This is a genomic window from Deinococcus sp. YIM 77859 (assembly GCF_000745175.1).
Taxonomy (GTDB): domain Bacteria; phylum Deinococcota; class Deinococci; order Deinococcales; family Deinococcaceae; genus Deinococcus.
The window spans coordinates 608,538-634,063 of sequence record NZ_JQNI01000002.1 but is presented as its reverse complement, the minus strand read 5'-3'; the positions used below and the strand labels follow the sequence as shown (position 1 = coordinate 634,063).

Here is a 25,526-nt window from a genome sequence, read left to right as displayed (position 1 = left end):
CCTAGACTGGGGCATGCCCGAGCCCCCCATCACCGTCGGCTTTGACCTGGGAACGACGGCCCTCAAGGCCGTGGTCTTCCGCGGAGCCCAGGAGCTTCACCGCCTCAGTTGCCCGTACCCGCTGCACAGTGACGCGCCCGGGCAGGCCACCCAGGCGCTGCCCGACCTCCAGCAGGCGTTTGCGCAGGCCCTTGCTGGCGTGGAGGCGTACTGCGCAGCGCAAAAGCTTCAGCCGCTGGCCGTGGGTCTGAGTAACGCCATGCATTCGCTGATCCTGATCGGTCCCCAGGGACCTTCGGAGGTGTACACCTGGGCGGACGGGCGCGCCGATACGGGCGGACACCCGCCCACCTTCCACCACGCGCGGACGGGTGTGCCGTACCACCCCATGACGCCCGCCGTGAAGCTCGCCTGGTTGCGGCGGACCCACAATCCCGACGCCTGGGAAGCCGTGAGTGGCGTCAAAGAAGAGATCTTAAAGCGCTATTTCGGCGTCTTCTGGACGGACGTGAGCACCGCCGCCGCCAGCGGGCTGATGGGCCTCAACGGGGCGTACGACCCGGAAGCCCTCGCCCTGGCCGGCGTCCGCCCGGAGCAGCTCCCAGCCATCCAGCCCACCACCGCCCCCCTGCCGCCCATGCGCGAGCCGCACCGGGGCCGCTATCCACGGCTTGCCGCCGCCCATTGGGTGATGGGTGCGAATGACGGCGTGACCGCCACCGAGGGCCTGGGCATCACGCGGCCCACCCAAGCCGCCATCTCGGTCGGAACGAGCAGCGCCATCCGCACCTTTGTGCAGACGCCGCTGCTCGACCCGGAGGCGCGCCTGTTTTGTTACCGCGCCGATGACCGTTACCTGCTGGGCGGTCCCAGCAACAATGCGGGCATCGTGTGGAACTGGCTGCGGGAGCACCTTGTGCTGCCCGGTGACCTCGATGACCTCCTGCACGGAACAGTGCCCGGCGCGCGCGGGCTGCTGTTTCTTCCCGCGTTGGCCGGGGAGCGCGCGCCGCTGTGGGACCCCTCCCTGAGCGGCAGCCTGCTGGGCCTGGGGCTTCACCACACCCCACGCGATATCGCGCGGGCAGGGATGGAGGCCGTCGCCCTGCACCTCGCCTGGCTGGCCGACCTGCTGCGTTCCCAGGTCGGCGCGCTGGACGAGGTTCGCGTGACCGGCGGTCTCACCCGTTCCCGCGCCTGGTTGCAGGTGCTGGCAAATGCCCTGGGCCAGCCCGTCAGCGTGTCGCAGGACGCCGACCTGTTCGAGGGGAGCGCCTTTGGGGCCGCGTGTCTCGCCGCTCGCAGTGCCGGAACCCCGCTCCCCACCGAACGCGCCTACGACCACATCGCGCCCAATGCCCAAGCGCCCCTGTACCGCACGCTCGGCCTGAAGTACCGCCGGACGGCGCTGGCCCTCCAGGCCCTCACGCACGAGCTTGGTCGCCTTTGATCTCAGGAGGACTCATGGAAGGTTTTACCCAGACGCTCGGCGCTCCGGCGCTCCTCGCCATCGGGGCGGCGGCGGTCACCCTGCTGCTGGTGCTGATCATCGCGCTGCGGCTGCATGCCTTTGTGGCGCTGATTCTGGTGAGCCTGCTCACCGCGTTTGCCACGGGACTTCCCACGGGGAGCATTGTGGACGTGCTGGTGAGCGGCTTCGGCACCACCCTGGGGTCGGTGGCGCTGCTCGTGGGGCTGGGGGCCATGCTGGGCCGCCTGATCGAGACGAGCGGCGGCGCAAGAACATTGGCCGAGAGCCTGATTGCCCGCTTCGGCGAGCGGCGCGCCCCCCTCGCGCTGGGCGTGGCCTCTTTGCTCTTCGGCTTTCCGATCTTCTTCGACGCGGGCCTGATCGTGATGCTGCCCGTCGTCTTTGCTGTGGCCCGCCGCCTGAACCAGCCGGTGCTGCGCTACGGCCTTCCCGCCGCCGGCGCTTTTTCAGTGATGCACGTGTTTGTGCCCCCGCACCCCGGCGCCGTGGCCGCCGCAGACCTGCTGGGGGCAGAGATCGCCACCCTGATCGGGGTGGGCCTGCTTGTCGCCTTGCCCACCTGGTTCCTCGCCGGCTACCTCTTTGGCCTGTGGGCCGGGCGCCGCTTTCCTCTGCCGGTGCCTGAGCTGCTCAGCGGCGGCCCGCTGGTCAGCGAGGAACCTCGCCGGCCTCCCAGTGCCGGAACCGTGATCGCCCTGCTGCTGCTGCCCCTTGTCCTGATCTTCGGCAACACCGGTCTCAGCGCGCTGGTGACCGCCGGTGCCGTCAGCGGTGAGAACGCGGCCGTGCAGCTCATTCGCCTGCTGGGCAACACCCCCGTCGCGCTGCTGTTCTCCGTGCTGGTCACTGCGGCGGTGCTGGGCGCATTTCGGGGCGTCGACCGAGTCACCATCGAGAAGCTCCTCGATTCGGCGCTGGGGCCGGTGGCCTCCGTCATTCTGATCACGGGTGCGGGCGGCATGTTCGGCGCGGTCCTGCGCGCCTCCGGCATCGGGGACGCTGTGGCCGCCAGCCTGGAAAACCTGGGCATTCCCGTGATCCTGGCCGCCTTTCTCATCGCCGCTGTCCTGCGGATCGCTCAGGGCTCGGCCACCGTGGCCCTGCTCACGGCCGCCGGTCTTGTCCAGCCTGCCGTGGCGGCGGCGGGCTATGCCGGCACCGACCTCGCCGCCGTCGTCCTCGCTGCGGCCGCCGGTTCTGTCGTGGTGTCGCACGTGAACGACTCCGGCTTCTGGCTGGTCGGCCGCCTGATGAATCTCGATCTCCCCACCACCTTCAAAACCTGGACCGTCATGGAGACCCTGATCGGCGTCATCGGCTTCGCGCTCGCTTGGCTTGTCTTTACGCTGGTCTGAGACATCCGCGCGGCGGGGACCAGCCAGCCCCCGCCGCGCGGAACAGGGTGTGGCCTCTAGCTCAGGGCGTGAGCGAGCGCGAGGACGTCGTCCACCTGTAGGCTCGCGCCGCCCACCAGCGCGCCATTCACATTGGGCTGGGCACAGAGGGCGGCGATGTTGTCCGGCTTGACGCTGCCGCCGTACAGCACGCGCAGCGCCGCAGCCTCCGGGCCGTACAGACCGGCGAGCGCCCCGCGCAGCGCCGCGGCCATCTCCTCCGCGTCGTCGGCGGTCGCCGTGCGGCCGGTCCCGATGGCCCAGACGGGCTCATAGGCCACGACGAGGTTGGCCTGGACACCCTCGGTGCTCGCGCGGAGCTGGTCGAGCGTGAAGCGGACGTGTTCGCCGCGCTCGCGCACGTCGAGCCGCTCGCCCACACACACGATGGGCGTGAGCCCGTGGGCCTGCGCCTGACGGGCCTTGGCCGCCACCACGGCGTCCGTTTCCAGGTGGTACTCGCGGCGCTCAGAGTGGCCCACAATCACGTAGGTCGCGTGCACGTCCCGCAGCATCGCGGCGCTGATCTCACCCGTGTAGGCACCGGCCGCGTGCGCGCTGACGTCCTGGCCGCCCACATCCACCCCGGCGGGCAGCAGCTCTTTCAGGCCGGGCAGGTCAATCGCGGGCGCCAGCACCGCGAGTTCTGCTGCGCTGCGGGTGTAGCGGCTGGCCAGCTCACGTGCCCACTCGCGGGCCTCGGTGGGCGTCTTGTTCATCTTCCAGTTCAGGGCGAGCAGGGTTCTGGGTTGGGTCACGGTTCTCCCTTGTCCTTCATCGCTTCCACGCCGGGCAGCGGCTTGCCTTCCAGCAGTTCTAGGCTGGCCCCGCCGCCCGTGCTGATGTGGCTGACCTTCTCCGCCTGCCCGCTCTGGTGTATGGCGCTCACGGAATCGCCTCCGCCCACCACGGTGTAGGCCTCCTCGTTCAGTGCCGCGATGGCCTGCGCGACCGCGTTGGTGCCGCCCGCAAAGGCCCCGAACTCAAACACCCCCATCGGGCCGTTCCAGAACACGGTCTTGGCCCCCTGAAGCGCCGCAGCGTACGCCTGGCGCGTCTGCGGGCCGATATCCAGCCCCATCCAGCCGTCGGGGATCTGGTCGGCGGGCACCACCTGCGTCTGCGCGTCGGGGGCGAAGCGGTCCGCCGCCACAGCGTCGGTCGGAAGCATCAGCTTGTCGCCGTACCGTTCAAGCAGCTGCCGCGCGTACTCGACCTGATCTTCTTCGACCAGGCTGTTCCCGATGTGCCCGCCGCGCGCCTGGATAAAGGTGAACATCATCCCGCCGCCGATCAGCATGCGGTCCACCCTGGGCAGCAGGTTCTCGATCACCCGGATCTTGTCGCTGACCTTGGCCCCGCCGATAATCACCACGTAGGGCCGCGCGGGGTTCGAGAGCAGGCGCGAGAGGGCCTCCACTTCTGCCTGAAGCAGCAGACCCGCCGCGTGCGGCAGGACCGACGCCACGCCGCTGACCGAGGCGTGCGCTCGGTGCGCGCTGCCAAAGGCGTCCAGCACAAAAGCGTCCCCCAACTGCGCCAGCCTCGCGACAAGCTCGGGGTCGTTCTTCTCTTCGCCCGGCTCAAAGCGCACATTCTCCAGCAGGGCCACCTCACCGGGCTGCAGCGCCTCCACCGCGCGCCGGGTCTCCTCGCTGCCGGGCAGGCTGGCGATGAACTTCACCGGCCGCCCCAGCGCCCTTTCCAGCACCGCCGCCACCGGCCGCAGGCTGTACTTCGCCTCCGGCCCGTTTTTGGGCCGCCCGAAGTGACTGATCAGCACGAGCGAGGCGCCCTCTGCGAGCAGCCGCCGCAGCGTGGGTAGGCTGGCCGTCACGCGCGTGTCGTCCTGCACCACGCCGTCCTTGACCGGTACGTTGTAATCCACGCGGACCAGCACACGTTTGCCTTGGACCTTCAGTTGGTCGAGGGTTTGCATGGTGCCTCCTTCAAGAAAAGAGGCGTGAGGGAAGCGACCCTCACGCCTTCGGCCTACCCTTTTTGCTGCACGAGCTGCACCAGATCGGCGATCCGGTTGCTGTAGCCCCACTCGTTGTCGTACCAACTGAAGAACTTGACGAGGTTGCCCATCGCCATGGTCAGGCCGCCGTCGATGATGGCGGAGTGCGGGTCGCCCACGATGTCCTGGAGGACGATGGGGTCTTCGGTGTACCGCAGGATGCCCTTGAGCCTGCCCTCGGCCGCCTCGCGGAAGACGGCGTTCACCTCGTCCGCCGTGACCTCGCGGCCCAGGATCACCACCACGTCGCTGATCGAGCCCACCGGTGTGGGCACCCGCAGGGACGTGCCGTCAAACTTGCCCTTGAGCTGCGGGTACACCTGCGAGACCGCCTTGGCCGCCCCGGTCGAGGTGGGAATGATGTTGATGGCCGCGGCACGAGCGCGGCGCAGGTCCTTGTGCGGCAGGTCGAGCACGCGCTGGTCGTTCGTGTAGGAGTGAACGGTGGTCATGATCGCCTTTTCGATGCCAAAGGCCTCGTCGAGCACCTTCATGGGCGCACCCAGGCTGTTGGTGGTGCAGCTCGCGTTGCTGATGATGTGGTGCGCCGCCGGGTCGTACTGCTCCTCGTTCACGCCCAGCACGATGGAGATGTCCTCGTTCTTGGCGGGCGCGGTGATGATGACCTTTTTCGCGCCGCCCGCCAGGTGCTTGCTCGCGCCCTCGCGGTCGGTGAAGATGCCAGTGGACTCGACGACCAGGTCTACGCCCAGCTCGCCCCATTTGAGGTTGGCCGGGTCGCGCTCCGCGAGCACCTGGATGCGCTGCCCGTTCACGGTGATGCTGCTCGCGTCGTACTCCACCGTGCCGTTGAAGCGGCCGGCGGTGGAGTCGTACTGCAGCAGGGTTGCCAGCGTCTTGGTGTCGGTCAGGTCGTTGATCGCCTCGACGTCCACGCCGCGCTCGACCAGAATGCGAAACACCAGACGCCCGATGCGGCCGAAGCCGTTGATGCCTACTTTCATGCTGCCTCCTCGTGCTGCTGTAGAGCACTGTGGGGCCCGCGGGTGCCCCACGCATCAGCGAGTGTAACCCACCTTTCCCGGCTGCCGTGTTTCGGCCGCCTGAACAGCCCGCGGCGTAGCATGGCCTCGGCAGGGGTGCAGGGCTTGCCCGCGCTTCCCGGAAAGGACAGGCACCCATGAAGAAGATCGACTGGCAGAACCTGGGCTTTGGCTACCTCAAGACCGACCTGCGCTACGTCTCGCGCTGGCGGGACGGCGCGTGGGACGCGGGCACCCTCACAGAGGACAACTGCGTTCACATCAGCGAGGGCTCGACCGCCCTGCACTACGGCCAGCAGTGCTTCGAGGGCCTCAAGGCCTACCGCTGCCGCGACGGCTCGGTGAACCTCTTTCGACCCGACCAGAACGCTGCCCGAATGGCGCGCAGCTGCGCCCGGCTGCTGATGCCGCCGGTGTCCAGCGAGCAGTTCATCAGCGCCTGCGTGCAGGTCGTCCAGGCCAACCTGGACTACCTTCCCCCCTACGGCACCGGCGGCGCGCTCTACCTGCGGCCCTACATGATCGGCGTCGGGGACAACCTGGGCGTGCGCAGCGCGCCGGAGTTTCTCTTCTCGGTGTTTTGCGTGCCGGTCGGGGCGTACTTCAAGGGCGGCCTGACCCCCGCCAACTTCATCGTTTCCCGCTACGACCGCGCTGCGCCCCACGGCACGGGGGCCGCGAAGGTGGGCGGCAACTACGCCGCGAGCCTCCTCCCCGGTCAGGAGGCCAAGGAACGCGGGTTTGCAGACGCGATCTACCTCGATCCCGCCACCCACACCAAGATTGAGGAGGTCGGTGCGGCCAACTTCTTTGGCATCACCCACGACGACCGCTTCGTCACGCCGAAGTCGCCCTCGATTCTCGCCAGCATCACCAAGGCCTCGCTGCTCCACCTCGCGCGCGAACGCCTGGGCCTAGAGACCGAGGAGGGTGACATCTTTATCGACGAACTCGGGCAGTTCAAAGAGGCCGGGGCGTGCGGAACGGCAGCCGTCATCACGCCCATCGGCGGCATCCAGTACGGGGACACCTTCCACGTCTTCTACAGTGAAACGGAGGTCGGCCCGGTCACCCGCCGCCTGTACGACGAGCTGACCGGCATCCAGTTTGGGGATGTCGCTGCCCCCGACGGGTGGATTCTCAAGGTGGAGGAACGGGGCATCTTGCCTCTCCCCAGTCCCTAGAGTGGCCCCATGCTCCGCAGGAGGTGGCCCCCGCTGTGGACTCGGGGGGCGCGCCTCCTGGCGGCGTGCCTGACCCTGGTCGCCGCGGGCCTGTACCCGCTGCGGACGCTGCCGCTTGTGCCCGCGGCCCACGCGCCCGCGCACCATTCCAGTCCGGTATCTGCTCCAGAACACGCCCACTGCCTGTTCTGCCTCACCGGGGCCTTTGCCACTGCGCCCCCGCCGGGGCCGGTCCTGCTCCCCGCGTGCCCCAGCGTGCCGGACCGGCCCATCCTCGTGCTGCGGCTGGCCGCCGCGCCCGCGGGCCTGCCGGACGCGCGCGCTCCTCCGCAGCGCTGAAGCCGTGACCTGAGTTTCCGACGTCTCGCCTTCAGCTTGAGGAGATCCTATGCAACGTATTTTGGCCCTGCTGCTTGCGCTGTGCCTGTCCGTCGCCGCCGCCCACGCCACCATTCGCACCGAGAGCGGCCTCACCGAGTCTGCCGCGGCAAAGATCGAAACCTACCGCCTGAACGTCCCCAGCGAGAAAAACATCAGCACCACCCAGATCCGCCTGATGGTGCCCGCCGGCGTCACCGTCACCCGCTTCCAGGTCACGCCCGGCTTTGTCCGCACGGTCAAGGTCAATGAGGCCGGTCTGGTGACCGAGGTCACCTGGCGGGGCCGCATCGCGCCCATGGAGTACGCCCGCTTCTTCTTCCAGGCGGTGAATCCCGCACAGCCTGGCCCCCTCGTCTGGAAGGTGTACCAGACCTACGCGGACGGCTCGGTGGTCGCCTGGGACGACAGCGATCCAGAAAAGACGCCAGCGAGCCGCACCACCGTCCGGTGACCCGGAGAACCGATGCGCGCGCTGCTTGCTCTGCTGACCGCCCTCACCCTGGGCACGGCCCTCGCCCATACCGAGGTCACCGGCCTTTTTCCCGCTCACGGCGCCCACGTGAGCGCGCCCAAAGCCGTCACCCTCACCTTTGGCGAGCCCGTCAACCTGCGCTTTTCTGTCTTCAAGGTCGTGCCGCTTCCCGCCGGGGCAGACCCCGCCAAGGAGGCCGCCGCCGTCCTTGCCCGCCGAGATGACGCGGCGCTGCGGGTCGATACGGCCCCGCGGCTCAGCGGCATGGCCACCCGAGTCACGCTGCCCCTGCGCGCGGGCCTGAAGCCGGGCGCGTACCTGACCGTCTGGCGGCTGCTCTCGGCCGACGGCCACCTGGTGAGCGGGCACGCCGTCTTCTACGTGCGGTAACGTGCTGCTTCTCGCCACCGCTCGCGGTCTGACCTTTCTCGGCACGCTGCTGCTGGTCGGGGGCGTCTTTGCCCGCCGAGCGCTGACGCCCGCCCATCCGCCGCGCCGCTGGCTGGGCCTGGGGTTGACGCTGCTGCTGCTGGGGGCCGCCCTGGAGCTGGGCGGAACGCTCGCGGCGCTCGGCTTTCTGAGCGCCGCCGACATCCTCGCCTATCTGACGGACAGCGGTCCGGGCCGCGCCGCCCTGACCCGGCTGCTGGGCGCGGCTCTGCTGCTCGCGGCAGAGCTGTCACCCTGGCCCGCGGTTCTCGCGCTGCTCGCCGCCCTCACCGTGCTGTGGGGCCAGGCGGGGGGGGACACGGGGCGCGCACGGCCTCCTGCTGCGCCTCCTGACCGCCGGGCACGCGGGGGCCATGGCGCTTTGGTTGGGCGGCGTGCTGGCGCTGCTCACGCATCCTGCGCCCACCGCCGCCCTCGCGCGGCGCTTCACCCCGGTCGCCCTGACCAGCGTGGGCCTGCTCGCGCTGACCGGGGCAGTCCTGATCCCCGCCCACGCGGGGAACGTCCTCACCCTGCCGGACAGCGGCTATGGGCGCACGCTGCTGCTTAAGCTCGCTGGCGTAGCCCTGGCGCTGCTCGCGGCCGCCCGCGTACGGCGGGCCTTGACCCGCCCACGGCTCGCCCTCGAGGCGCTGCTGCTGCTCGCCGTGCTGGGCCTGACGGCCGCGCTGGGAAGCATGCCGCCCCCCGTGCACACCGGGCATACGCTCCTGCCCTGAAGTTCCCCTGCTCAGACGCCCGCCCGCTGCACCGCCGGGGCGGGCGTCATACTGTGCCCCATATGGCGTATTCGCTTCTCGTGATGAAGTTCGGCGGCACCAACATGCAGGACGCCCAGGCGATCCGGCACAGCGCCTCCCTTGCGGCGCGCAGCATCAAAGAAGGCGTGAAGGTCGTGGTGGTGGTGTCCGCCATGGCGGGCGTCACCAACCAGCTGTTGCGCCTCGCTGGCGCCGCGCAGGGCGGAGACATCGCCGCGGCGAACGACGAGATCGCGCTGATGCGGACCCGCCACTTCGCCGCCGCCCAGGACCTCGGCGCAGCGCCCGACAGCGAGACGGTGCGCGAGCTGCGCGAGCTGCACGAGACGCTGCGCCAGGCGGTGTACGGCGTGTACCTGCTGCGCGAACTCACCCCCCGTTCACGTGACCTGATCGTGGCCTTTGGTGAACGCCTGAGCGCCCCGCTGATGAGCCTGGCGCTGGAGGCGCAGGGCATTCGCGCCCACCACCTCACCGGCGGCCAGGCGGGCATCCTCACCGACGCGCACTTCGGCAATGCCCGGCCCCTGCCGACCACCTACGAGCGGGTGCGCGACCGCCTCAGCGGCCTGCTCGCCGCGGGTGTCACGCCGGTTGTCGCGGGCTTTATGGGCGAGACGGAAGGCGGCGCCCTCACCACCCTGGGGCGCGGCGGCACCGATTTTTCCGCCACCATCATCGGCAAGGCCCTGCACGCCGACGAGGTCTGGGCCTGGAAGGACGTCGACGGCGTGATGAGCGCTGACCCCCGCGTGGTCAAGGACGCCCGCAACATCGAGGTTCTCAGCTACGGCGAGGTCATGGAACTCGCCTACTTCGGCGCCAAGGTTCTGCACCCCCTGGCGGTGACGCCCCTGCAGGACAGCGGGATTCCGCTGCGTGTGAAGAGTGCGGCCGACCCCGACTTCCCCGGCACCCTGGTCCAGGAAGCTCCCCACAACGAGGCCGGGCACCCGGTCAAGGCCGTGACCGCCATCCGCCACGTGAGCATCATCAACGTGACGGGGGCGGGCGTGCTGGGCGTGCCCGAGGTCGTCGCCAGCCTCTTTGGCGCGATTGCCCGCGAGAACATCACCCTGCTGATGGTCTCGCAGTCGAGCTCCATGAGCAATGTCTCGCTGGCGGTGCAGAGCGCAGACGCGGCCCGCACCCTCGCGGCGCTGCGCCGCAGCATGAGCGGTGAGCTGCGCGTCGAGGAGCAGCCTGGGGTGGCTGTGCTCGCCATCGTAGGCGCCGGCATGCGCGGGCAAAAGGGCGTGGCGGCACGCCTCTTCGGGGCGCTGGCGCACAACGACGTGAACATCCTGATGATCAGCCAGGGCTCCAGCGAGCTGAACATCAGCGTCGCCATCGAGGACGCGCAGGTCGAAGGTGCGACCCGCGCCGTTCACGCCGCCTTTCACCTGGGTGAACCCGCGGCGGCGGCCGACTGATCCGGACTTCAGGAAAGCGCTGGAGATGTCCGGCGTACTCCTGCTGATCGCGGCGCTGCTGCGCTACATCCGCCTGTACCTGCCGGGCCTGCGCCTCGGGCTGGGCCTCACGCCATAGGCTGTCCCAGCGGTCTAGGCGCTATGGCCGCGCCGTGCGTGGAGACTGCCGCAGCTGTGGCCAGCGCCGCGCGAGAATCAGGTACAGGCCCGCCACCCAGGCAACCGAGGCCGCAAAGCCCGCCAGCACGTCCGTGGGGTAGTGCACGCCCAGATAGTTACGGCTGAGCCCGACCGCAAAGGCCCAGATGAAGCCCAGCACGGCGGCGGGCCAGCGCCAGCGGGTGTGCCAGAACACCAGCGCCAGCGCGTAGCCAAAGGCCATGTTGCTCATCGCGTGTCCGCTGGGAAAGGAAAAGCCGGGTTCGGTCAGCAGCGCGACGAGTTCGTCTGGGCGGGGCCGCTGGAAGATCAGTTTGGCGAGCACGTTCAGCAGCGTCGCTCCGGCCACCCCCATCACCAAAAAGGCGGCGTGCGCCCGCGCTCCCAGCCACCACAGCCCAAGCGCGACACTCGCGGTGACAAAGGGCAACACCTCCACGCCCCCCAGGAGGGCGAGCGCCTGGGCCGCGCGTGTCAGCCCCGGCGTGCGCTGCGCCGCGTACCAGGCCAGAATCGCTCGGTCCCACGCGAACCCGCCGTCTTGGAAGACGTCTTCGGTCAGGTCTGCAAGCAGCAGCAGGGGCACCAGCACGCCCAGCAGCAGCAGCGCCAGCTGCCGCCAGTTCCGCCGCAGCAGGTCGGGAAGGTCACGGCGCATCCCCCCACTGTAGACAGGGCAGGCCGGCGTGGTCACAAGGAAAACGTTTAGCCTTGCCTACACGGGCGCGCTGCCGTGCCGCGCCTGCCGTGCCGTCAGGTGGGCTTTGACGCTCTGCGCCGCCCGCAGCGTCATCCCCGGCACCCGCGCGATCTCCTCGACCGGGGCCTGCGCCAGCTCTTCCAGGGAGGTGAAGTGCTCGAGCAGCGCGTCCCGCCGTTTCTGGCCGATGCCCGGCAGGTCGTCGAAGACGCTGCGCAGCATTCCTTCCCCCCGCAGCTTGCGGTGATAGCTCACCGCGTAGTGGTGTACCTCGTCGCGCACACCGATGAGCACGCGCAGCGCCGGATGCGTGTGCGGCAGCAGCAGCTCGCCGTTCGCGCCCACCTCGGTGCCGCCGGTGAGCCACCACTGCGCCCCGTACCGCCCCGGCAGGATGATCCGCTCTTCCCGCTTGGCCAGGCCCACCACCGGCACCCGCACGCCCGCTTCTCGCAGCGCGTCCAGCGCGGCATTCACCTGTCCGCGCCCCCCGTCGATCAGGATCAGGTCGGGAAGGGGCAGCTTGTCGGCCAGCGTTCCGGTAAAGCGGCGCAGAATGGTCTGCCGCATCGCGGCGTAGTCGTCGGGTTGCGTCAGCCCCCGCACCTTGAAGCGGCGGTGCTCCCCGCGCCGCGCCCGGCCGCCCTCGAACACCACCATGCCGGAGACGATGTTCGTTCCGAACAGGTTGGAGTTGTCAAAGCCCTCGATGCGCCAGGGCCGCTCGGGAAGGGCCAGCACCTCGCGCAGCGCGTCCAGGCCCGGATGATCGCCGCGCCGTTCCAGCAGCGCCAGCTCGGATTCCAGCCCCGTGACGGCATTGCGCTGCGCCATCTCGATCAGGTCCACCTTGTCGCCGCGCTTGGGCGCGCGCATCTCGACCTTTCGGCCGGCTTGTTCGCTTAAAAAGGCGCTCCACACCGGGGCGTCCTCGAACTCGGCGGGAAGCAGGATCAGGGGCGGCACGTGCGTCGCCTGGGTGTAGTAGTCCTGCACAAAGGCCCCCAGGATCTCCCCCACGTCACCCCCGCCCGCCGCATCGGTGAGAAAGCGCTTGTCACGGCCCACCACGCGCCCGCCGCGCAGCCGAAACAGCTGCACCATCGCGTACTCCCCGGCCTGCGCCACCCCCAGGAAGTCCAGGTCCGTCTCCTCGCTCATAAAGGCGTGCTGCTCGGTTCCGAACAGCTTCTCCACGGCCTGCACCCGGTCACGCAGGCGGGCGGCCTGCTCGAAATCCTGCGCCCGTGCCGCCGCCCTCATCTCCTCCTTCAGCCGCTCGATCACCGGCCCGGCCCGGCCCTCCAGCAGCGCGCGCACGTCCTCCACCACCCGCGCGTACGCCTGCGGGTCCGCCGCGTCCACGCACGGCCCCAGGCAGCGGCCCATGTGGTAATTCAGGCAGGGCCGCGGCTTTTTCTGGAGGGGGAGCCCCGAATTCTTGCGCAGGGGAAACATGGTGTCCACGAGGTGCTTGACCCGGCGCACCGCGGAAGCGTCGGGGTAGGGGCCGTAGTAGCTCGCCCCGTCCTTGAGCACCCGGCGCGTCACCAGCAGCATAGGAAAGGGCTCATTCGTGAGCTTCAGGAAGGGGTAGTGCTTGTCGTCCTTGAGCAGCACGTTGTAGTGCGGGCGGTGCTGTTTGATCAGGTTCGCTTCCAGAATCAGCGCCTCGACCTCATTGCGGGTGGTGATGAAGTCCAGGCTGTCCGCCAGGGCCGTGAACTTCCCACTCTTGCCCCCCGCCTTGAAGTGCTGGGCGACCCGCGAACGCAGGTTCACCGCCTTCCCGATGTAGATCGGCGTGCTCCCCTGACGGAAGATGTATACGCCAGGCGATGGGGGCAGCACGGGCAGGTCGTCGAAATGCACGCCTCAGGATAGGGGAGAACGTCCCCGCGCACCGTAACGCTACGCTGAGGGCCATGACAGCCACCCGCCTCTTTCTCGTTCGCCACGGTCAAACCGCCAGCAACGTCGCCCAGACTCTCGGCGCGAGCCACGACGACCCCCTGAACCCTACGGGGGAGGCCCAAGCCCGTGCGCTTGCGGGCTGGCTCGCTGGCCTGGCGCTTCCCGCCCCGCGCGTCTACGCCAGCGCCTTTCGCCGCGCCCGCCAGACGGCGCAGGCCATCGCCCACGCCCTGGATGTGCCCGTGACCGTGCTTGACGGCCTCCACGAGATCGAGGTTGGCCCCGCCTGGCTGGGCCGCCCCTACGCCCACCTCCTCACCCATGCCCACGAGCTGGAGTTGCCCGGCGGGGCGTTCGGCTTCGCGGGAGGAGAGACGCTCGAGGGGGTCGCCGCCCGCTTCCTGGCGGCGCTCGAGCAGCCCCTTGCCCTTCCCGGGACCCCCATCGTCGTCTCGCATGGCGGAGCGCTTGCCGCCGCCCTGGCCCACCTGCTGTCCGCCGATATTCGCGAAATCTGGCGTGACCGCCGGTATACCCACCCCAACACCGCGGTGACGGAACTGCAAAGGAACGGACAGCGCTGGCAGGTCGTGCGCCTCGCCGACACCCCACACCTGGAAACAAAACATTCACGAGCCGGTTTATCGTGAATATTTTCACTTACACCAGAAAGGGGAGAGCGTTCCCTCCCCCAGCGCTTACGCTTCTGCCTGCACGCTGATGCCCAGTTCGGCCAGCTGCGCCGGAGAAACGGGGGAGGGGGCCCCCGCCATCAGGTCCGCGCCCCGGTTGTTCTTGGGAAAGGCGATCACCTCGCGAATACTCGTGGCGCCGCTCATGACCATGATCAGGCGGTCAAAGCCCCAGGCGATGCCGCCATGCGGGGGCGTGCCGTACGCCAGCGCCTCGAGAAAGAATCCGAACTTCTCGCGTGCCTCTTGCTCGCTCAGGCCGATGGCCGCGAACATCTTTGCCTGCACCTCGGGGTCATGGATGCGGATGCTGCCGCCACCCACCTCATAGCCGTTGAGCACCAGATCATACGCCTGCGCGCGGATCTCGCCCTGCCGGTCTGTGCCGAACAGCGGGAGGTCCTCCGGGTGGGGCGCGGTAAAGGGGTGGTGCATGTAGGTCCAGCCCCCGCTTTCCTCATCGAATTCGAGCTGTGGGAAGTCCACCACCCAGGAGACGTGGAAGCGGGGACCGGCGGCAGCGAGGTGAAAGAGGTCGCGCAGCGCGAGCCGCACCGCCCCCAGCGCCGTCACGGCCCGCTTCCACTCGCCCGCCGCAAAAAGCAGCGTGCCGCCCGGCGCCACGCCCGTGCGCTCGATCAGCTCTGCCGCCTGCTCGCTCACAAACCGGCTGATGCCGCCGCCCACGCCCGCCCCCTCACGCCGCAGCCAGGCCAGCCCCTTGGCGCCGTTGTGCTTGGCCACCCGCTCCAGCTCGTCGATCTGTTTGCGGGTCAGTTCGGGGGCGGCGAGCACCTTGACCGTCTCCGCGTCCGCAAACGCCTTGAATTCGCCCCCCCGGAAGAGGTCCGTCACGTCCACAAAGCTCAGGTCAAAGCGCAGATCCGGCTTGTCCGAGCCGTAGCGGTCCATCGCCTCGCGGTACGAGAGGCGGGGGAAGGGGAGAGGCAGCGCCTCGCCCAGCACCTCGCGGAAGACGTGGGCCAGCAGCCGTTCCTGCACGTCCAGCACGTCGTCTTGCGTCACGAAACTCATCTCCATATCGAGCTGGGTGAAGTCGGGCTGGCGGTCGGCCCGCAGGTCCTCATCTCGGAAGCAGCGAGCAAACTGGTAGTAGCGGTCTACCCCCGCGATCATCAGCAGTTGCTTGAACAGCTGCGGCGACTGCGGCAGGGCGTAGAACTCGCCGGGGTTCAGCCGTGAAGGCACCAGGAAGTCACGCGCGCCCTCCGGGGTGGAGCGCGTCAGCATGGGCGTCTCCACCTGCACGAACCCCGCAGCGTCCAGAAAAGCCGTCACTGCCGCCATCGCCCTGCTCCTCAGCCGCAGGTGGCGCTGCATCTCGGGGCGGCGCAGGTCGAGGTAGCGGTACTTCAGGCGAATCTCCTCGGCCACCCCTTCGCCCTTGTCGAGCTCGAAGGGCGGAGTCTTGGCGCGGCTCAGCACTGTGACGCGCGAGGCGATCACCTCGTAATCCGCCAGCCCCCCTTTGCGCTGCCCTTCTGGCCGAGGCTGGAAGCGGCCTTCCACCTCGAGCACGTCCTCGGCACGAACGGTGTCGGCCTCGGCAAACGCGGGGGCATTCGGCTCCACCTCGACCTGTACGGTGCCCGAGCGGTCGCGCAGCTCGAGGAAAATCAGCCCGCCCAGGTCGCGGCGGCGACTCGCCCAACCTTGCAGCGTCACGGTCCGGCCCACAAAGGCCTCGTTGAGTTCTCCGATATAGCAGGTGCGTCTCATGTCAGGTGTCCTTGCAGAAAGAGGCTGAGGTCATGGGTCGGGACGGTGTGCTGCCTTCCGGTCGCGAGCTCCTTGAGCGTGATCACGTTCTGCTCGACCTCCTCGGAGCCGATCAGCGCAGCGAAACGGGCGCGGCGGCGCTCGGCCTCCCGAAAGATGGTCCCCGGCTTCATCGCCCGGTACGCGAACTCCGCCCGGGCCTGCGCGCGAACCGCGAGCGCGACGGACGCCGCCAAGGACACGTTCTCCTCATCAAGCGCGGCGACAAACAGCAGCGGCCCGGCGGGCTCGGGAAAGGGCACACCCTCAGCCTCCAGCGCAAGCAGCAGCCGCTCGATGCCAAAGGCCCAGCCGATACCGGGTACCTCCGGCCCGCCCAGTTGCGCGCTCAGGCCGTCGTACCGGCCACCCCCCCCCAGCGCCGACTTCGCCCCCACCTGGGTGTGGTGCAGTTCCCAGGCGGTGCGGCGGTAGTAGTCCAGTCCGCGCACCAGAGAGGGGTCAATGTCAAAGGGCACGTTCCAGGCCGTCAAGTACCGCTGCACCGCCTCGAAGTGGCGGCGCGCCGCCTCGCCCAAGAAGTCGAGCATCGGCCTGATTCCCAGCTCGCCCAGCAGCGCCTGATCCCCCTCGCTCTTGGAGTCCAGGATGCGCATGGGGTTGCGGGTGAGACGGTCGCGGGAGTCGTCCGAGAGGTGCTCGGCGTGCGGGGTCAACAGGTCGCGCAGGTAAGCGTTGTACGCCTCGCGGTCCTCGGGGTCACCGATAGACCCGAGCTTGATGTGCGCGCCCTTCAGGCCCAGCTCGCGCACGACCTCCCACATCAGCCAGATCGCCTCGGCGTCAACCAGCGGCTCTGCCGAACCAAGCACCTCGTAGTCGACCTGGTGAAACTGGCGCAACCGGCCCTTTTGCACGTTCTCCGCACGGAACATCGGGCCGTGTGTCCACAGCTTGAGGGGCGCCGGAAGCTGCTTGAGGCCGTTCTGAAGGTACGCGCGCACGATGCTCGCGGTGCCTTCCGGGCGCAGCACGTACCCGCCGTGATCCCCGAAGTAGTACACCGTGAACATCTCCTTGCGGACGATGTCGGTCGAGCCGCCCACGCCGCGCCGCACGAGTTCGGCTTCCTCAAAGAGCGGCGTCTGAACAAACTGCGCGCCGGCCCGTTCCAGCACGCGCCGCGCCGCGTCCTGCACGTAGACAAAAGCCGACGCCTGCACGTCGCGCGAAAGCTTGGGCGTGCCGTCGGGGAGGTGGTCTTGGGTGCCCTTGGGGCGTTGAAGCGCCATAACCCTGGGAGTTTAGCAGCCGGCACCAACAAACGCCCCGTTGAGCGTCAGGGGGAACGCAGGCTTGGAGAAGCGTGGCTGCACGCCAGCGCTGAGGGCTGCCAGCCCAGCGCATCGAAGAAGCCCTGCGCGAGTTCAAAGAGTCCTGGGCGGTCTAGCGCACGCTGTACGGCAGCCCGGTCGAGCGCAGTCCGCCCACTTCCACAAACAGCCACGAGCCGCCAACGGGCGCGTCCGCCGGAATGGTCAGCACGATCTCGCTATCGGTCCAGGAGCGAACGGCCGAGGCGGGGAAGACGTAGCCGCCCGCGCCGTTTGCGTCCGCACCCAGGCGCACCCGCCCGTTCGCCGGGCCGCCCAGGTACCGGCCCTGGAGGGTGAGGGTGCCGCCCCGCGGGGCGGGTTCCGAAACCTTGAGCAGAACGGGCGTGACCGTCACGCCGCTTCCCACCTGCTGACGCGGCGCACACGACGCCAGCGCCCCCACAAACAGTAAAGAAGCAAAGAAGAAACGCACCATAGCAGCAGCCTCCGTGCGGGCAGTCTAATGAGCCCGCCATGACGGGTCAAACCACCCCCCCCGAAGCTGCCTCCGCCCTAGAGGGCAAACGCGTTCTGATCGTCTTTAACCCCCGCAGCGGGCAGGGCGAAAGCACGCTGCCGGACTTCGTGGAGCGCCTGGAGGCGGGCGGCGCGCAGGTGACCCAGCGGGAGCTGCAGCCGAACACGCCTTTGCCCGAGTATGTCCACGACCTCGAGCGGTATAGCGTGCTCGTCGCGGCGGGCGGGGACGGCACCGTCAGCAGCCTGGCCTACGCCGCCCGCTACAAGAACGTGCCGCTGCTCGCGTATCCCGCGGGCACCGCCAATCTGATCGCGCAGAACCTCGACCTGCCGCGCGATCCCGCCGAACTCGCTCTGGTCGTCGCCAGCGGACACACCGTACGGGTCGACCTGGGCGAGATCGAGGTGAAGGGCGAGAAGAGCGGCTTTGCCATGCTGGCGGGCGCGGGTGCGGACGCCGCGATGATCCGCGACTCGGAAGACCTCAAGGAACGCTTTGGGGTGATGGCCTATGTGCTGAGCGCGATGAAACAGCTCAACCCCAAAAAGACGCGCTTTCACCTCGTGATCGACGGGGAAAAACGTACCTTTGAGGGCATCGGCGTGATGGTCGCCAACTTCGGCATGGCCAACTACCGCCTGCCCATCACCAGCGACATCAGCCCCAGTGACGGCCGCTTCACGCTGGTGCTGCTCAGGGCCGGCAACATCCTGCGCCTGGTGCCCAACCTGATCGATTCCGTGCGCGCCAAACTGAACCTGGGTGACCCCGTCTTCAGCGGCAACCTGGAAACCCTGACGGCCAAAACCGTCACCGTCGACGCCGACGAGCCCTTTCCTTTGCAGTACGACGGCGAGCTGCACGTAGAAACCACGCCCTTTACCGCCCGCATTCTGCCCGGCGCGATCCGGTTTCTCACACCGGTGCGCAAGGCCGATCTGGACACCTGAAACGCCCCTGGGCTCCGGCGACCTCCCATACTCCACAGAAGTGAAATTATCCGGAGTATAATGGTGCTATGTCCGCTCCCCCTGGAACTGCCCTGCTCCTGGCCAGCCGCTGGAGCAGCCCCGAAAACCGCCGCCGCGAGGGCTTGCGCGCGGCCCATGCCCAGGACCAGGACACCTTGATCGACCTCATGACGACCTACCTGCGGCTCAAGTCCAGCCGCAAGGGGCGCACGAGCGCGCTCACGCTGAAAGCGTACGCGGAATCGGTCCGGCAGTTCTTGGCCTTTACCGGCCCGCCCGAAGCGCCGAGTCGGGCGCTCAACCAGCTCAGCGCCGAGGATTTCGAGGTGTGGCTGCTGCAGATGCAAGAAGCGGGGCTGAAGCCGGGCACAGTCAAACGTCACCTGTACGGGGTCCGCAACCTGATGAAGGCGCTGGTGTGGGCCAACGTGTTGCGGTCTGACCCCAGCGCGGGTGTGTCGCCGCCCGCTGATCCGACGCCCGCACACGCGAAGAAACGGGCGCTGACGCAGGCGCAGATGCGGGCCCTGCTGGCCCTTCCCGCCACGCTGCATCCCCAAGATGGGGTGCGGGCGAGCCGTGACACGCTGCTGCTGGCGCTGGGGGGCACGCTAGGCCTGCGGGCAGCGGAAATTGTGGGGCTGGACGTCACGGATGTGGACTTCGCCGGGGGGGCTCTCACCGTACGGGGCAAGGGGGGCAAGACGCGGGTGGTGCCGCTGCCCGCCGGGGTGAGGACACTTCTGGAACGTTGGTTGCTGGCTCGGCGAACGGTAGGCGGGGCCGGAACAGCGCTGCTGGTCTCGCTGTCTCGGGCGAATGCCGGCAAGCGGCTTTCCACAGACGGTGCCCGCTTCATCGCCCACGCCTACTACCGCCACCTTGGGCTTCCGCCTGAGCTGTGGGGCCTGCACACCCTACGGCGCACCGCGGGGACGCACCTCTACCGCGCGACCCGTGACCTGCACGTGGTGGCCGACCTGCTGGGCCACGCTTCGGTGAGTACCAGCGCGATCTACGCCAAGATGGACGTGGACGTGCGCCGTGAGGCGGTGGAACGGGTCGAGCGGCTACGGGCCGGGGAAGAGTGACCCTCTCCCCCGCTCGCGGTCCCGGCGGTCCAGTCGGACGCCGTAGCCCACCATCAGCGCGGCCAGCAGCAGGGCGGGCAGGTCGCCCACTCGGGTGTAGACGGTCTGCCCGCTCAGCAGTCGCGGACGAACGTGCAGCGCTCCTTCCCCTGCGGTGAGAAGGCGGCGGGGCCTGCCCAGGTCGTCCACGGCTCCAGCAATGCCCCTGTTCACGCTGCGCACCACCCAGCGCCGGGTCTCGATGGCGCGCACCCGGCCCATCAGGAAATGCTGCTGTACCCCCCAACCGTCGTACCAGCCGTCATTGCTGGGATTGACCAGGAGTTGCGCGCCCCCGCGAACAAGCGTGCGGGCCACCCAAGGAAAGACGCTGTCGTAGCAGATGTACGTGCCGTACGAAACGCCATTCAGGGCGAGAGGGCGCAGGTCGTGGGCGGGGGTGAGGCTGCCCAACTGAAAGCCAACCGCCTGCTCGATCAGGCCGTAGGCGGGCCGGAGGGCGGCGTAGAGGGGAAAATACTCCCCAAAGGGCACCAGACGGGCCTTGACGTTGCTTCCCAGAACCCGGCCCGCGGCGTCCACCGCAACGGCGACATTCTGGTTGGGCTGGAGGGTCCGCAGGCCGCTGACTCCGGGGCCGGGGAACTGCGGAAGCACCTGGGGCAGACGGCTCGCCGTCATGGCGGTCTCGCTCCACACAACGGGCTCAGCGGGCGAGCGGACGGCGCTGAGCGCGCGCTGAACGGCGAGCTGCTCTTCCTCACTGAGCTGCCGCGTGGCCCGGCCAAAAGCGTCGAAGTCGGTCCGCAGCACGAGCAGGGGCTGTTCGGGCCCTTGCCCCGGCACTCGGGTAATCCCGTAGGCCAGGGCCGCCAGCCAGGCAAAGGTGACCAGGCGGTGCGGCCAAGGGCTTCCCCAACGCACGCTGACAAAGGAGGCCGCCGTCGCAGTGACCAAGACGCTGGCGAGCAACACGCCGCCCAGGTCGGCGATCTGGATGGCGGGTGTGGGGAGCAGGCTGTAGCCCAGCGTCGGCCAGGGAAAGGCGAGGGGGCCCAGGAAGCGCAGCCCTTCGAGCAGCACCCAGCCGCCCGCCAGGGCCCAAACCCGGGCTGTGGGAAGGCGGACCAGGCGCGCGGCGAGGGCGGCCACCGCGGCGAACAAGGCACCCTCTAGGGCGTACAGCGCGCCGGCGAGGACGCCCAGGACCGGCGTCCCAAACAGCTTGGCGAGAAAGGCGGTCAGCCACCACAGGTGGAGGGCGCTGTACGCAAAGGCTGCCCACCACATGCGCCCGGCGACCTGGCGGGGGGTGGGGGCACGAGCGACAAAGGCGAACAGCAAGGCCAGCGGCAGTGGGCTCAGGAAGCTCCAGGGCAGGGGCAGGGCGCAGGCGGCGAGCAGGAGGCCCAGCAGGGCGGCGATCAGAAAGGGCGGCACCGGGGGCACCGCGCCATGATACGGGGCGGGGCGGCGCCGCTTTGCATTAGCATGGGTGCACCTTGAGACTGGCGTTTATCAGTGATCTGCACGGCAACATTCAGGCCCTCACGGCTGTCAAGCGGTTTCTGCTCGAGGAAGCCGTGAACCAGGTGATCGTGGTGGGCGATCTGGTGGGGTACGGCGCGTCGCCCGGCCCGGTGATCGACGTTGTGCGGCGTGAGGGCTGGCTGACCGGTCTGGGCTCCAGCGACGTGCGGGTCGCGCTCGAACTGGGGGGCAGCGACGGGGGCCGCCACGGCGTTGCGGAACAGGTGCTGGGCTGGACGCGGCGGGTGCTCTCCCCCGAACAGATGGAGTTTCTGCGGCGCTTGCCGCCGGGTGGGCGCCTGATGACCCCGGTGGGACGGGTACGGTTCTTTCACGGCAGTCCCCACACCCCAGAGGAGCGGCTCGACCTGATGGCCCCCGAGCGTACCCTGGAGGAGCTGGCCGAGGCGCTGGGGGCGCGGGTGGTTGTGGTGGGCGGCACGCACGTTCCCTTTGTGCGGGTGGTGGGCGACACGACCTTTGTGGATCCCGGTTCGGTCGGCCTAAGCCTCAACCACGAGCCGGGTGCCGATGTGGCGCTTGTGGAGTGCCTGGGCCGTAAGCCCCGGGTCACCCTGCACAAGGTGCCCTATGACTACGCCTCCTCGGCGTTTGACATCATGGCTTGGAACCTGCCCCCGGTGATCGCCGACGTGATTCGCACGGGAAGGATGGGGTAATCACGCGGGCACGGCCTCCAGCGCCGCCTCGAAGCGGTCCACCAGCCCCCGTTCCCCGAGGAGGTCTTCGAGAGCGCTCATCAGGGCGCGGTAGGGCGCGGGGCGCGCGGCCTCCCCCATCAGGCCGAGGCGCCAGATCAGGCCAGCCGTCGGGCCCAGGCCACCGGTCACGCTGATCTCGCGCTCGCGCAGGGCGCGGCGGAGACCGGCGTCGTCCAAGCCCTCCGGGAGACGCAGGGCCAAGACGGTGGGCAAACGGGCCGCGGGGTCAGCCACAAAGGGCCTGAAGCCCAGGGGGCCAAGGGCCGCGAGCACGGCTCGGCCCAGGGCCTGGACGCGCGCCTGTCGGGTGGGAAGGCCCTCTTCCAGCGCTGCGCGTAGAGCCGCATGAAGGGCGAAGTGCAGGTTCACCGGGACGGTGTGATGATAGCTGCGGCGCTCCCAGTAGTCGCGCAGGCCCTCGAAATCGCAGTACCACAGCGGCGTGGGTGTGCGGCGCGCCCCGTGCCGCGCCAGGGCCCGCTCACTGATCGCGACCGGAGCGACCCCCGGAGGCGCCGAAAGGCACTTTTGCGCGCCGGTGTACACGTAGTCGATTCCCCAGTCCTCCATCCCAAAGGGTTCCATCCCAGCTGTGGTCACCGCGTCCACCGCGAGCAGCGCGCCGCTGGCACGGGTCAGGGCGGCGATCTCCGGAACAGGATTTAAGACCCCGGTGCTCGTCTCGCCGTGGACCACCGCGACGAGGGCGGCCCCTTCAAGCGCCTCCGCTACGGCGGCGGGGTCAATGGGCTGACCGAGGGGCGCGGTCACCTGCCGGACCCGTGCCCCGTAGCGGGCCGCCATCTCGGCCATTCGCGCGCCGAAGGAACCATTCACGCACACCAGCACCTCGTCTCCCGGTTCAACCAGGTTGGCAAAGCCCGCCTCCATGCCCAGGCTGCCGGTGCCCGCGAGCAGTGCCGTAAAGGTGTCGGGCGCAGTGCCGTACATCACCCGCAGGTCTCGCTGAATCTCGCCGTTGACCGCGAACACCTCGGGGTCCATATGCCCCAGCATGCCGCGCAGCATCGCCTGCCGCGCCGCCGGGTGGAGCGGTGTCGGGCCGGGGGTCAGCAGGACATGGGGCGCCAACGGGTCGCGGTCATCCTCGAACATGAAGCGCAGTGTACCATCACATCGAAAAAATCAAGCAATGTCGTTGCCTATATGGGCTTAGTTGCCCCTCCTGACGCAATTGAATTGCTCTCCCTGCTGTTGTAGGGGGGAGGCGTTCCGGGGACTTTTATTCTTGATTATAAGTGAAAATATTCACGATAGAGGCTGATTGTGAGGAATTTATTGGCCTGTACCCCAGGGTGGAGGGTAAAGACGCCAAAAATCACAGCTTCATCACCGGTCAGGGGGAAGCCTTAACGTTAAAGGACCCGGTAAGGGTGTGAACTTTTCCACGTTTTTGATGCTGACTCCACTTGGGGTGATGGCTCGGTCGCCGGTGCCCTGCTGCTCCTCATGTCGCCTTCCGGGCCAGTCCCGGCAGGAAGGGTTCTTCTGCGGGCCACAGAAAGGAATGAAAGGTGAGCGGTTCTTGAGAAGAGGCAGACTCCGCAGGTTCTACCGGGGAGACCCGCGGGGGCTCCTGCTGCTGTGGACGCCGCTTCCCGGCGCGCTTGCCTACGGCGTGGCCCTGCTGACCCAGCCGCAGCTTGTCTCTGCGGTCTACCTGGCGCTTGTGGGAACGGGTCTGGCGGTGGGTCTTTTGGCGCTCACCGGCCCGACCCGAGTGCGGACCGCGCTCCACAGGGCCGCGCCGCAGGTGTATGCACTGCTGCTGCTGGGCGCGTGGCTTGCGGCCCTTTACCTGTTGCCGGACCACCCCGCCACACCGGGCGTGGCCGGGGCCGTGCCGCTGTATCTCCCGCTCATCTCCGCTGTTCTCTTCGCCCAGGTTGCCCCGGGTACGGCTGTGGTCTGGTCGGGCGCAACACTCCTGCTGCTGGGGCTGACGGGACTGCCGGTTCCCCTGCTGGTGGCCCATGCTGCCTTGCTGGTGGCGCTCTGGGCCTGGTGCCACACCCGGGCGCAGCTGGCCCGGAGCGAGGCGCGCACACAGGCGCTGCACGACCTGGCCCATCAGGATCCCCTGACCGGTCTGCTCAACCGCCGGGCGCTGGAACGGGACCTGGTGCGTGCGGCCGAAGGGTGGGGACTCGCCGTCATCGACGTGGACGGGCTGAAGCGGGTCAACGACACCCTGGGCCACGCGGCGGGTGACGATCTGCTGCGCCGCGTGGCCTATGGCCTGGCCCGGGTCGCCCCGCCCGGAAGCCGGGCCTACCGTCTGGGGGGAGATGAGTTTGCCCTGCTGTTGCCGCCGGGGACAGCCGAGGCCGCAGAGCAGCTGGTGGCGGAAGTGATGCGCGAGGTCCGAACGGTCTATGCCCAGGGTGGTGCCAGCGTGGGCACGGCCTGCTGGCGGGCCGGAGAAGCCCCGGACGCCTGGTTTACCCGTGCCGACCAAGCGATGTACCGCCACAAGGGACGTGCTCGGGGGTAGGCGTGGTACGCTCCGGACGGGACTTCGGGATGTTGGGGCAACTTCAGGCGAACACCGGGGCGGGTGGGGCTTGAACCCGCCTGCGCTCCTGCTGGTTGACGGCCACCTCGACCTCGCCTGGGGGGCTGGGCTGGGCCGGGACCTGACCTTGGAGCTCGACACGCTGCGGGAACGTGACCCGGTGGCGACAGAGACCGCCACCGTCACCCTGCCAGAGCTGCGCGCGGCGGGCACCCGGGTGTGTTTCGGCACCCTGTTTGCCGATCCCGCCGCGGGGGACGCTCGCCGACAGGCCCTCGCGCAACTGGAGCAGTACCGCCGCTGGGAAGACGCGGGGTGGATACGGCGGCTGCGAACGGGGGCTGAGGTCGCGGCGCACCTCGCCGCCCCGGGCGCGCCGCTTGGGGTGGTGCTCCTGATGGAGGGAGCAGACCCCATTCGCGACCCGGACGACCTGCCCTTCTGGGTGGCCGCAGGCGTGCGGGTGATCGGCCCAGCGTGGGGCCGGACCCGTTACGCGGGGGGCACGAACGCGCCGGGACCGCTGACCGAGGCGGGGCGGGCGCTCGTCACCGCGATGCGGGAACTGGGGGTGACGCTGGACGCCTCGCACCTGGACGACGCCTCGTTTTGGGAGGCGCTGGAGCTGGGCCCCAGGGTCATTGCCACGCACGCCAACAGCCGGGCGCTGGTGCCCGGCAACCGGCAGCTCAGTGACGAGATGGCGCGGGCCGTCGCAGCCGCGGGGGGCGTGATCGGGCTGGTGTTTCTGGGTTCCTTTATTCGGTCGGGCTGGAACGTGGCGCAGCCGCGTGTGGGGCTGGCGGAACTTGCCGCGCACGCCCAGCACTACGCGGCGCTGGTGGGCTGGGCGCACGTCGGGCTGGGTACCGACCTAGACGGCGGCTTCGGACGGGAAAAGGCCCCGGCGGGCATCGAGCGCTACCGGGACGTGCCGCGCTTTCTGACGCAGGTGCCCAAAGAGCACCGCGCGGGGGTGGCGGGCCTCAACTGGGCGCGCTGGCTCACGCGCTACCTTTAGGC

24 protein-coding genes and 1 pseudogene are annotated in these 25,526 nt (G+C 69.0%); 15 read left to right on the top strand and 10 right to left on the bottom strand.

Annotated features, from left to right (window positions below; genetic code table 11):
* Positions 1 to 13: 13 nt before the first annotated feature.
* Positions 14 to 1,450 carry a gluconokinase gene (locus tag EI73_RS03215; protein WP_034384178.1) on the top strand — a complete coding sequence of 479 codons (1,437 nt, stop codon included), beginning with the start codon at positions 14 to 16 and terminating at the stop codon, positions 1,448 to 1,450.
* Positions 1,451 to 1,464: 14 nt separating this feature from the next.
* Positions 1,465 to 2,847 (top strand): GntP family permease, encoded by a 1,383-nt coding sequence (locus EI73_RS03210; RefSeq protein WP_034384175.1) that lies wholly within the window; start codon positions 1,465 to 1,467, stop codon positions 2,845 to 2,847.
* Between the two features lie 56 nt (positions 2,848 to 2,903).
* Here the strand turns inward: EI73_RS03210 and tpiA are convergent, their stop codons facing one another.
* From tpiA to gap, 3 genes are read right to left on the bottom strand one after another with little or no spacing between them, the layout of a single operon-like run.
* Positions 2,904 to 3,644, bottom strand: a complete 741-nt coding sequence (tpiA, locus tag EI73_RS03205) for a triose-phosphate isomerase (RefSeq protein ID WP_034384172.1) — start codon at positions 3,642 to 3,644, stop codon at positions 2,904 to 2,906.
* The gene (pgk, locus tag EI73_RS03200; protein ID WP_034384169.1) at positions 3,641 to 4,825 is read right to left on the bottom strand and encodes a phosphoglycerate kinase; all 1,185 of its coding nucleotides are present in this window, start codon (positions 4,823 to 4,825) and stop codon (positions 3,641 to 3,643) included. Before pgk ends, tpiA begins: the two co-directional genes overlap by 4 nt.
* Before the next feature lie 53 nt (positions 4,826 to 4,878).
* Complete coding sequence (gap, locus tag EI73_RS03195) at positions 4,879 to 5,871, bottom strand: type I glyceraldehyde-3-phosphate dehydrogenase (protein WP_034384168.1); 993 nt, start codon at positions 5,869 to 5,871, stop codon at positions 4,879 to 4,881.
* A 170-nt stretch (positions 5,872 to 6,041) separates the two neighbouring features.
* On the opposite strand from gap, the pseudogene EI73_RS03190 reads away from it, so the two are divergent.
* The 7 genes and pseudogenes from EI73_RS03190 to EI73_RS03165 form a co-directional block, all read left to right on the top strand.
* Positions 6,042 to 7,094 (top strand): annotated as a pseudogene (locus tag EI73_RS03190) (branched-chain amino acid aminotransferase); the annotation flags it as partial.
* Between the two features lie 9 nt (positions 7,095 to 7,103).
* Positions 7,104 to 7,433, top strand: a complete 330-nt coding sequence (locus EI73_RS03185; RefSeq protein ID WP_034384165.1) for a hypothetical protein — start codon at positions 7,104 to 7,106, stop codon at positions 7,431 to 7,433.
* A 49-nt stretch (positions 7,434 to 7,482) separates the two neighbouring features.
* The gene (locus EI73_RS03180) at positions 7,483 to 7,926 is read left to right on the top strand and encodes a DUF1775 domain-containing protein (protein WP_034384164.1); all 444 of its coding nucleotides are present in this window, start codon (positions 7,483 to 7,485) and stop codon (positions 7,924 to 7,926) included.
* A 12-nt stretch (positions 7,927 to 7,938) separates the two neighbouring features.
* On the top strand, positions 7,939 to 8,337 hold the full coding sequence (locus EI73_RS03175; RefSeq protein WP_034384162.1) for a copper resistance CopC family protein: 399 nt from the start codon (positions 7,939 to 7,941) through the stop codon (positions 8,335 to 8,337).
* Between the two features lies 1 nt (position 8,338).
* A complete protein-coding gene (locus EI73_RS16195) occupies positions 8,339 to 8,947 on the top strand; it encodes a hypothetical protein (RefSeq protein WP_197050738.1) in 609 nt (202 codons plus the stop codon).
* On the top strand, positions 8,847 to 9,116 hold the full coding sequence (locus EI73_RS16930) for a hypothetical protein (protein ID WP_369699469.1): 270 nt from the start codon (positions 8,847 to 8,849) through the stop codon (positions 9,114 to 9,116). The genes EI73_RS16195 and EI73_RS16930 overlap by 101 nt, the downstream gene beginning before the upstream one ends.
* A gap of 62 nt (positions 9,117 to 9,178) precedes the next feature.
* Positions 9,179 to 10,591: an aspartate kinase gene (locus EI73_RS03165; protein WP_034384159.1), complete on the top strand. Its 1,413-nt coding sequence runs from the start codon at positions 9,179 to 9,181 to the stop codon at positions 10,589 to 10,591.
* 139 nt (positions 10,592 to 10,730) lie between these two features.
* Here the strand turns inward: EI73_RS03165 and EI73_RS03160 are convergent, their stop codons facing one another.
* Positions 10,731 to 11,408, bottom strand: coding sequence for a phosphatase PAP2 family protein (locus tag EI73_RS03160; protein WP_034384157.1), 678 nt, complete (start codon positions 11,406 to 11,408; stop codon positions 10,731 to 10,733).
* A gap of 57 nt (positions 11,409 to 11,465) precedes the next feature.
* Positions 11,466 to 13,322, bottom strand: a complete 1,857-nt coding sequence (gene uvrC / locus EI73_RS03155; protein ID WP_034384148.1) for an excinuclease ABC subunit UvrC — start codon at positions 13,320 to 13,322, stop codon at positions 11,466 to 11,468.
* Positions 13,323 to 13,375: 53 nt separating this feature from the next.
* Here uvrC and EI73_RS03150 point away from each other — a divergent pair, with 53 nt between their 5' ends.
* On the top strand, positions 13,376 to 14,014 hold the full coding sequence (locus tag EI73_RS03150) for a histidine phosphatase family protein (protein WP_034384146.1): 639 nt from the start codon (positions 13,376 to 13,378) through the stop codon (positions 14,012 to 14,014).
* Positions 14,015 to 14,062: 48 nt separating this feature from the next.
* Here EI73_RS03150 and aspS read toward each other — a convergent pair whose 3' ends face one another.
* The 3 genes from aspS to EI73_RS03135 all read right to left on the bottom strand — a co-directional run bounded on the left by aspS (position 14,063) and on the right by EI73_RS03135 (position 17,608).
* Positions 14,063 to 15,796, bottom strand: a complete 1,734-nt coding sequence (gene aspS / locus EI73_RS03145) for an aspartate--tRNA ligase (RefSeq protein ID WP_034384144.1) — start codon at positions 15,794 to 15,796, stop codon at positions 14,063 to 14,065.
* Complete coding sequence (gene hisS / locus EI73_RS03140; protein ID WP_034384143.1) at positions 15,793 to 17,088, bottom strand: histidine--tRNA ligase; 1,296 nt, start codon at positions 17,086 to 17,088, stop codon at positions 15,793 to 15,795. The genes aspS and hisS overlap by 4 nt, the downstream gene beginning before the upstream one ends.
* Positions 17,089 to 17,242: 154 nt before the next feature.
* The gene (locus tag EI73_RS03135; RefSeq protein WP_034384140.1) at positions 17,243 to 17,608 is read right to left on the bottom strand and encodes an IPT/TIG domain-containing protein; all 366 of its coding nucleotides are present in this window, start codon (positions 17,606 to 17,608) and stop codon (positions 17,243 to 17,245) included.
* Positions 17,609 to 17,646: 38 nt separating this feature from the next.
* Here EI73_RS03135 and EI73_RS03130 point away from each other — a divergent pair, with 38 nt between their 5' ends.
* Together EI73_RS03130 and EI73_RS03125 are read left to right on the top strand one after the other, a co-directional pair.
* The gene (locus EI73_RS03130; protein WP_034384137.1) at positions 17,647 to 18,603 is read left to right on the top strand and encodes a diacylglycerol kinase family protein; all 957 of its coding nucleotides are present in this window, start codon (positions 17,647 to 17,649) and stop codon (positions 18,601 to 18,603) included.
* Positions 18,604 to 18,671: 68 nt separating this feature from the next.
* Complete coding sequence (locus EI73_RS03125) at positions 18,672 to 19,715, top strand: tyrosine-type recombinase/integrase (protein WP_051935398.1); 1,044 nt, start codon at positions 18,672 to 18,674, stop codon at positions 19,713 to 19,715.
* Here the strand turns inward: EI73_RS03125 and lnt are convergent.
* Positions 19,695 to 21,164, bottom strand: coding sequence for an apolipoprotein N-acyltransferase (lnt, locus tag EI73_RS03120; RefSeq protein ID WP_034384134.1), 1,470 nt, complete (start codon positions 21,162 to 21,164; stop codon positions 19,695 to 19,697). The genes EI73_RS03125 and lnt overlap by 21 nt on opposite strands.
* 53 nt (positions 21,165 to 21,217) lie before the next feature.
* On the opposite strand from lnt, the gene EI73_RS03115 reads away from it, so the two are divergent.
* Positions 21,218 to 21,925 carry a metallophosphoesterase gene (locus tag EI73_RS03115; protein ID WP_034384133.1) on the top strand — a complete coding sequence of 236 codons (708 nt, stop codon included), beginning with the start codon at positions 21,218 to 21,220 and terminating at the stop codon, positions 21,923 to 21,925.
* Here the strand turns inward: EI73_RS03115 and EI73_RS03110 are convergent, their stop codons facing one another.
* Complete coding sequence (locus tag EI73_RS03110; RefSeq protein WP_034384131.1) at positions 21,926 to 23,083, bottom strand: aminotransferase class V-fold PLP-dependent enzyme; 1,158 nt, start codon at positions 23,081 to 23,083, stop codon at positions 21,926 to 21,928.
* Between the two features lie 430 nt (positions 23,084 to 23,513).
* Here EI73_RS03110 and EI73_RS15585 point away from each other — a divergent pair, with 430 nt between their 5' ends.
* Complete coding sequence (locus EI73_RS15585) at positions 23,514 to 24,482, top strand: diguanylate cyclase (protein ID WP_231557272.1); 969 nt, start codon at positions 23,514 to 23,516, stop codon at positions 24,480 to 24,482.
* 70 nt (positions 24,483 to 24,552) lie between these two features.
* Entirely contained in the window at positions 24,553 to 25,524 is a 972-nt protein-coding gene (locus EI73_RS03100) for a dipeptidase (RefSeq protein ID WP_231557271.1), read from the top strand.
* Positions 25,525 to 25,526 lie beyond the last annotated feature (2 nt).

Excerpts from the sequence above, each read along its gene's own strand:
- EI73_RS03215 (WP_034384178.1), top strand. The coding sequence starts at position 14 with ATGCCCGAGCCCCCCATCACCGTCGGCTTTGACCTGGGAACGACGGCC.
- EI73_RS03180 (WP_034384164.1), top strand. The coding sequence starts at position 7,483 with ATGCAACGTATTTTGGCCCTGCTGCTTGCGCTGTGCCTGTCCGTCGCC.
- EI73_RS03130 (WP_034384137.1), top strand. The coding sequence starts at position 17,647 with ATGACGGGTCAAACCACCCCCCCCGAAGCTGCCTCCGCCCTAGAGGGC.
- EI73_RS03135 (WP_034384140.1), bottom strand. The coding sequence starts at position 17,608 with ATGGTGCGTTTCTTCTTTGCTTCTTTACTGTTTGTGGGGGCGCTGGCG.
- EI73_RS03160 (WP_034384157.1), bottom strand. The coding sequence starts at position 11,408 with ATGCGCCGTGACCTTCCCGACCTGCTGCGGCGGAACTGGCGGCAGCTG.
- EI73_RS03150 (WP_034384146.1), top strand. The coding sequence starts at position 13,376 with ATGACAGCCACCCGCCTCTTTCTCGTTCGCCACGGTCAAACCGCCAGC.
- EI73_RS03110 (WP_034384131.1), bottom strand. The coding sequence starts at position 23,083 with ATGTTCGAGGATGACCGCGACCCGTTGGCGCCCCATGTCCTGCTGACC.
- pgk (WP_034384169.1), bottom strand. The coding sequence starts at position 4,825 with ATGCAAACCCTCGACCAACTGAAGGTCCAAGGCAAACGTGTGCTGGTC.
- EI73_RS03210 (WP_034384175.1), top strand. The coding sequence starts at position 1,465 with ATGGAAGGTTTTACCCAGACGCTCGGCGCTCCGGCGCTCCTCGCCATC.
- EI73_RS03125 (WP_051935398.1), top strand. The coding sequence starts at position 18,672 with ATGTCCGCTCCCCCTGGAACTGCCCTGCTCCTGGCCAGCCGCTGGAGC.
- EI73_RS03165 (WP_034384159.1), top strand. The coding sequence starts at position 9,179 with ATGGCGTATTCGCTTCTCGTGATGAAGTTCGGCGGCACCAACATGCAG.
- gap (WP_034384168.1), bottom strand. The coding sequence starts at position 5,871 with ATGAAAGTAGGCATCAACGGCTTCGGCCGCATCGGGCGTCTGGTGTTT.
- EI73_RS03175 (WP_034384162.1), top strand. The coding sequence starts at position 7,939 with ATGCGCGCGCTGCTTGCTCTGCTGACCGCCCTCACCCTGGGCACGGCC.
- aspS (WP_034384144.1), bottom strand. The coding sequence starts at position 15,796 with ATGAGACGCACCTGCTATATCGGAGAACTCAACGAGGCCTTTGTGGGC.
- hisS (WP_034384143.1), bottom strand. The coding sequence starts at position 17,088 with ATGGCGCTTCAACGCCCCAAGGGCACCCAAGACCACCTCCCCGACGGC.
- EI73_RS03185 (WP_034384165.1), top strand. The coding sequence starts at position 7,104 with ATGCTCCGCAGGAGGTGGCCCCCGCTGTGGACTCGGGGGGCGCGCCTC.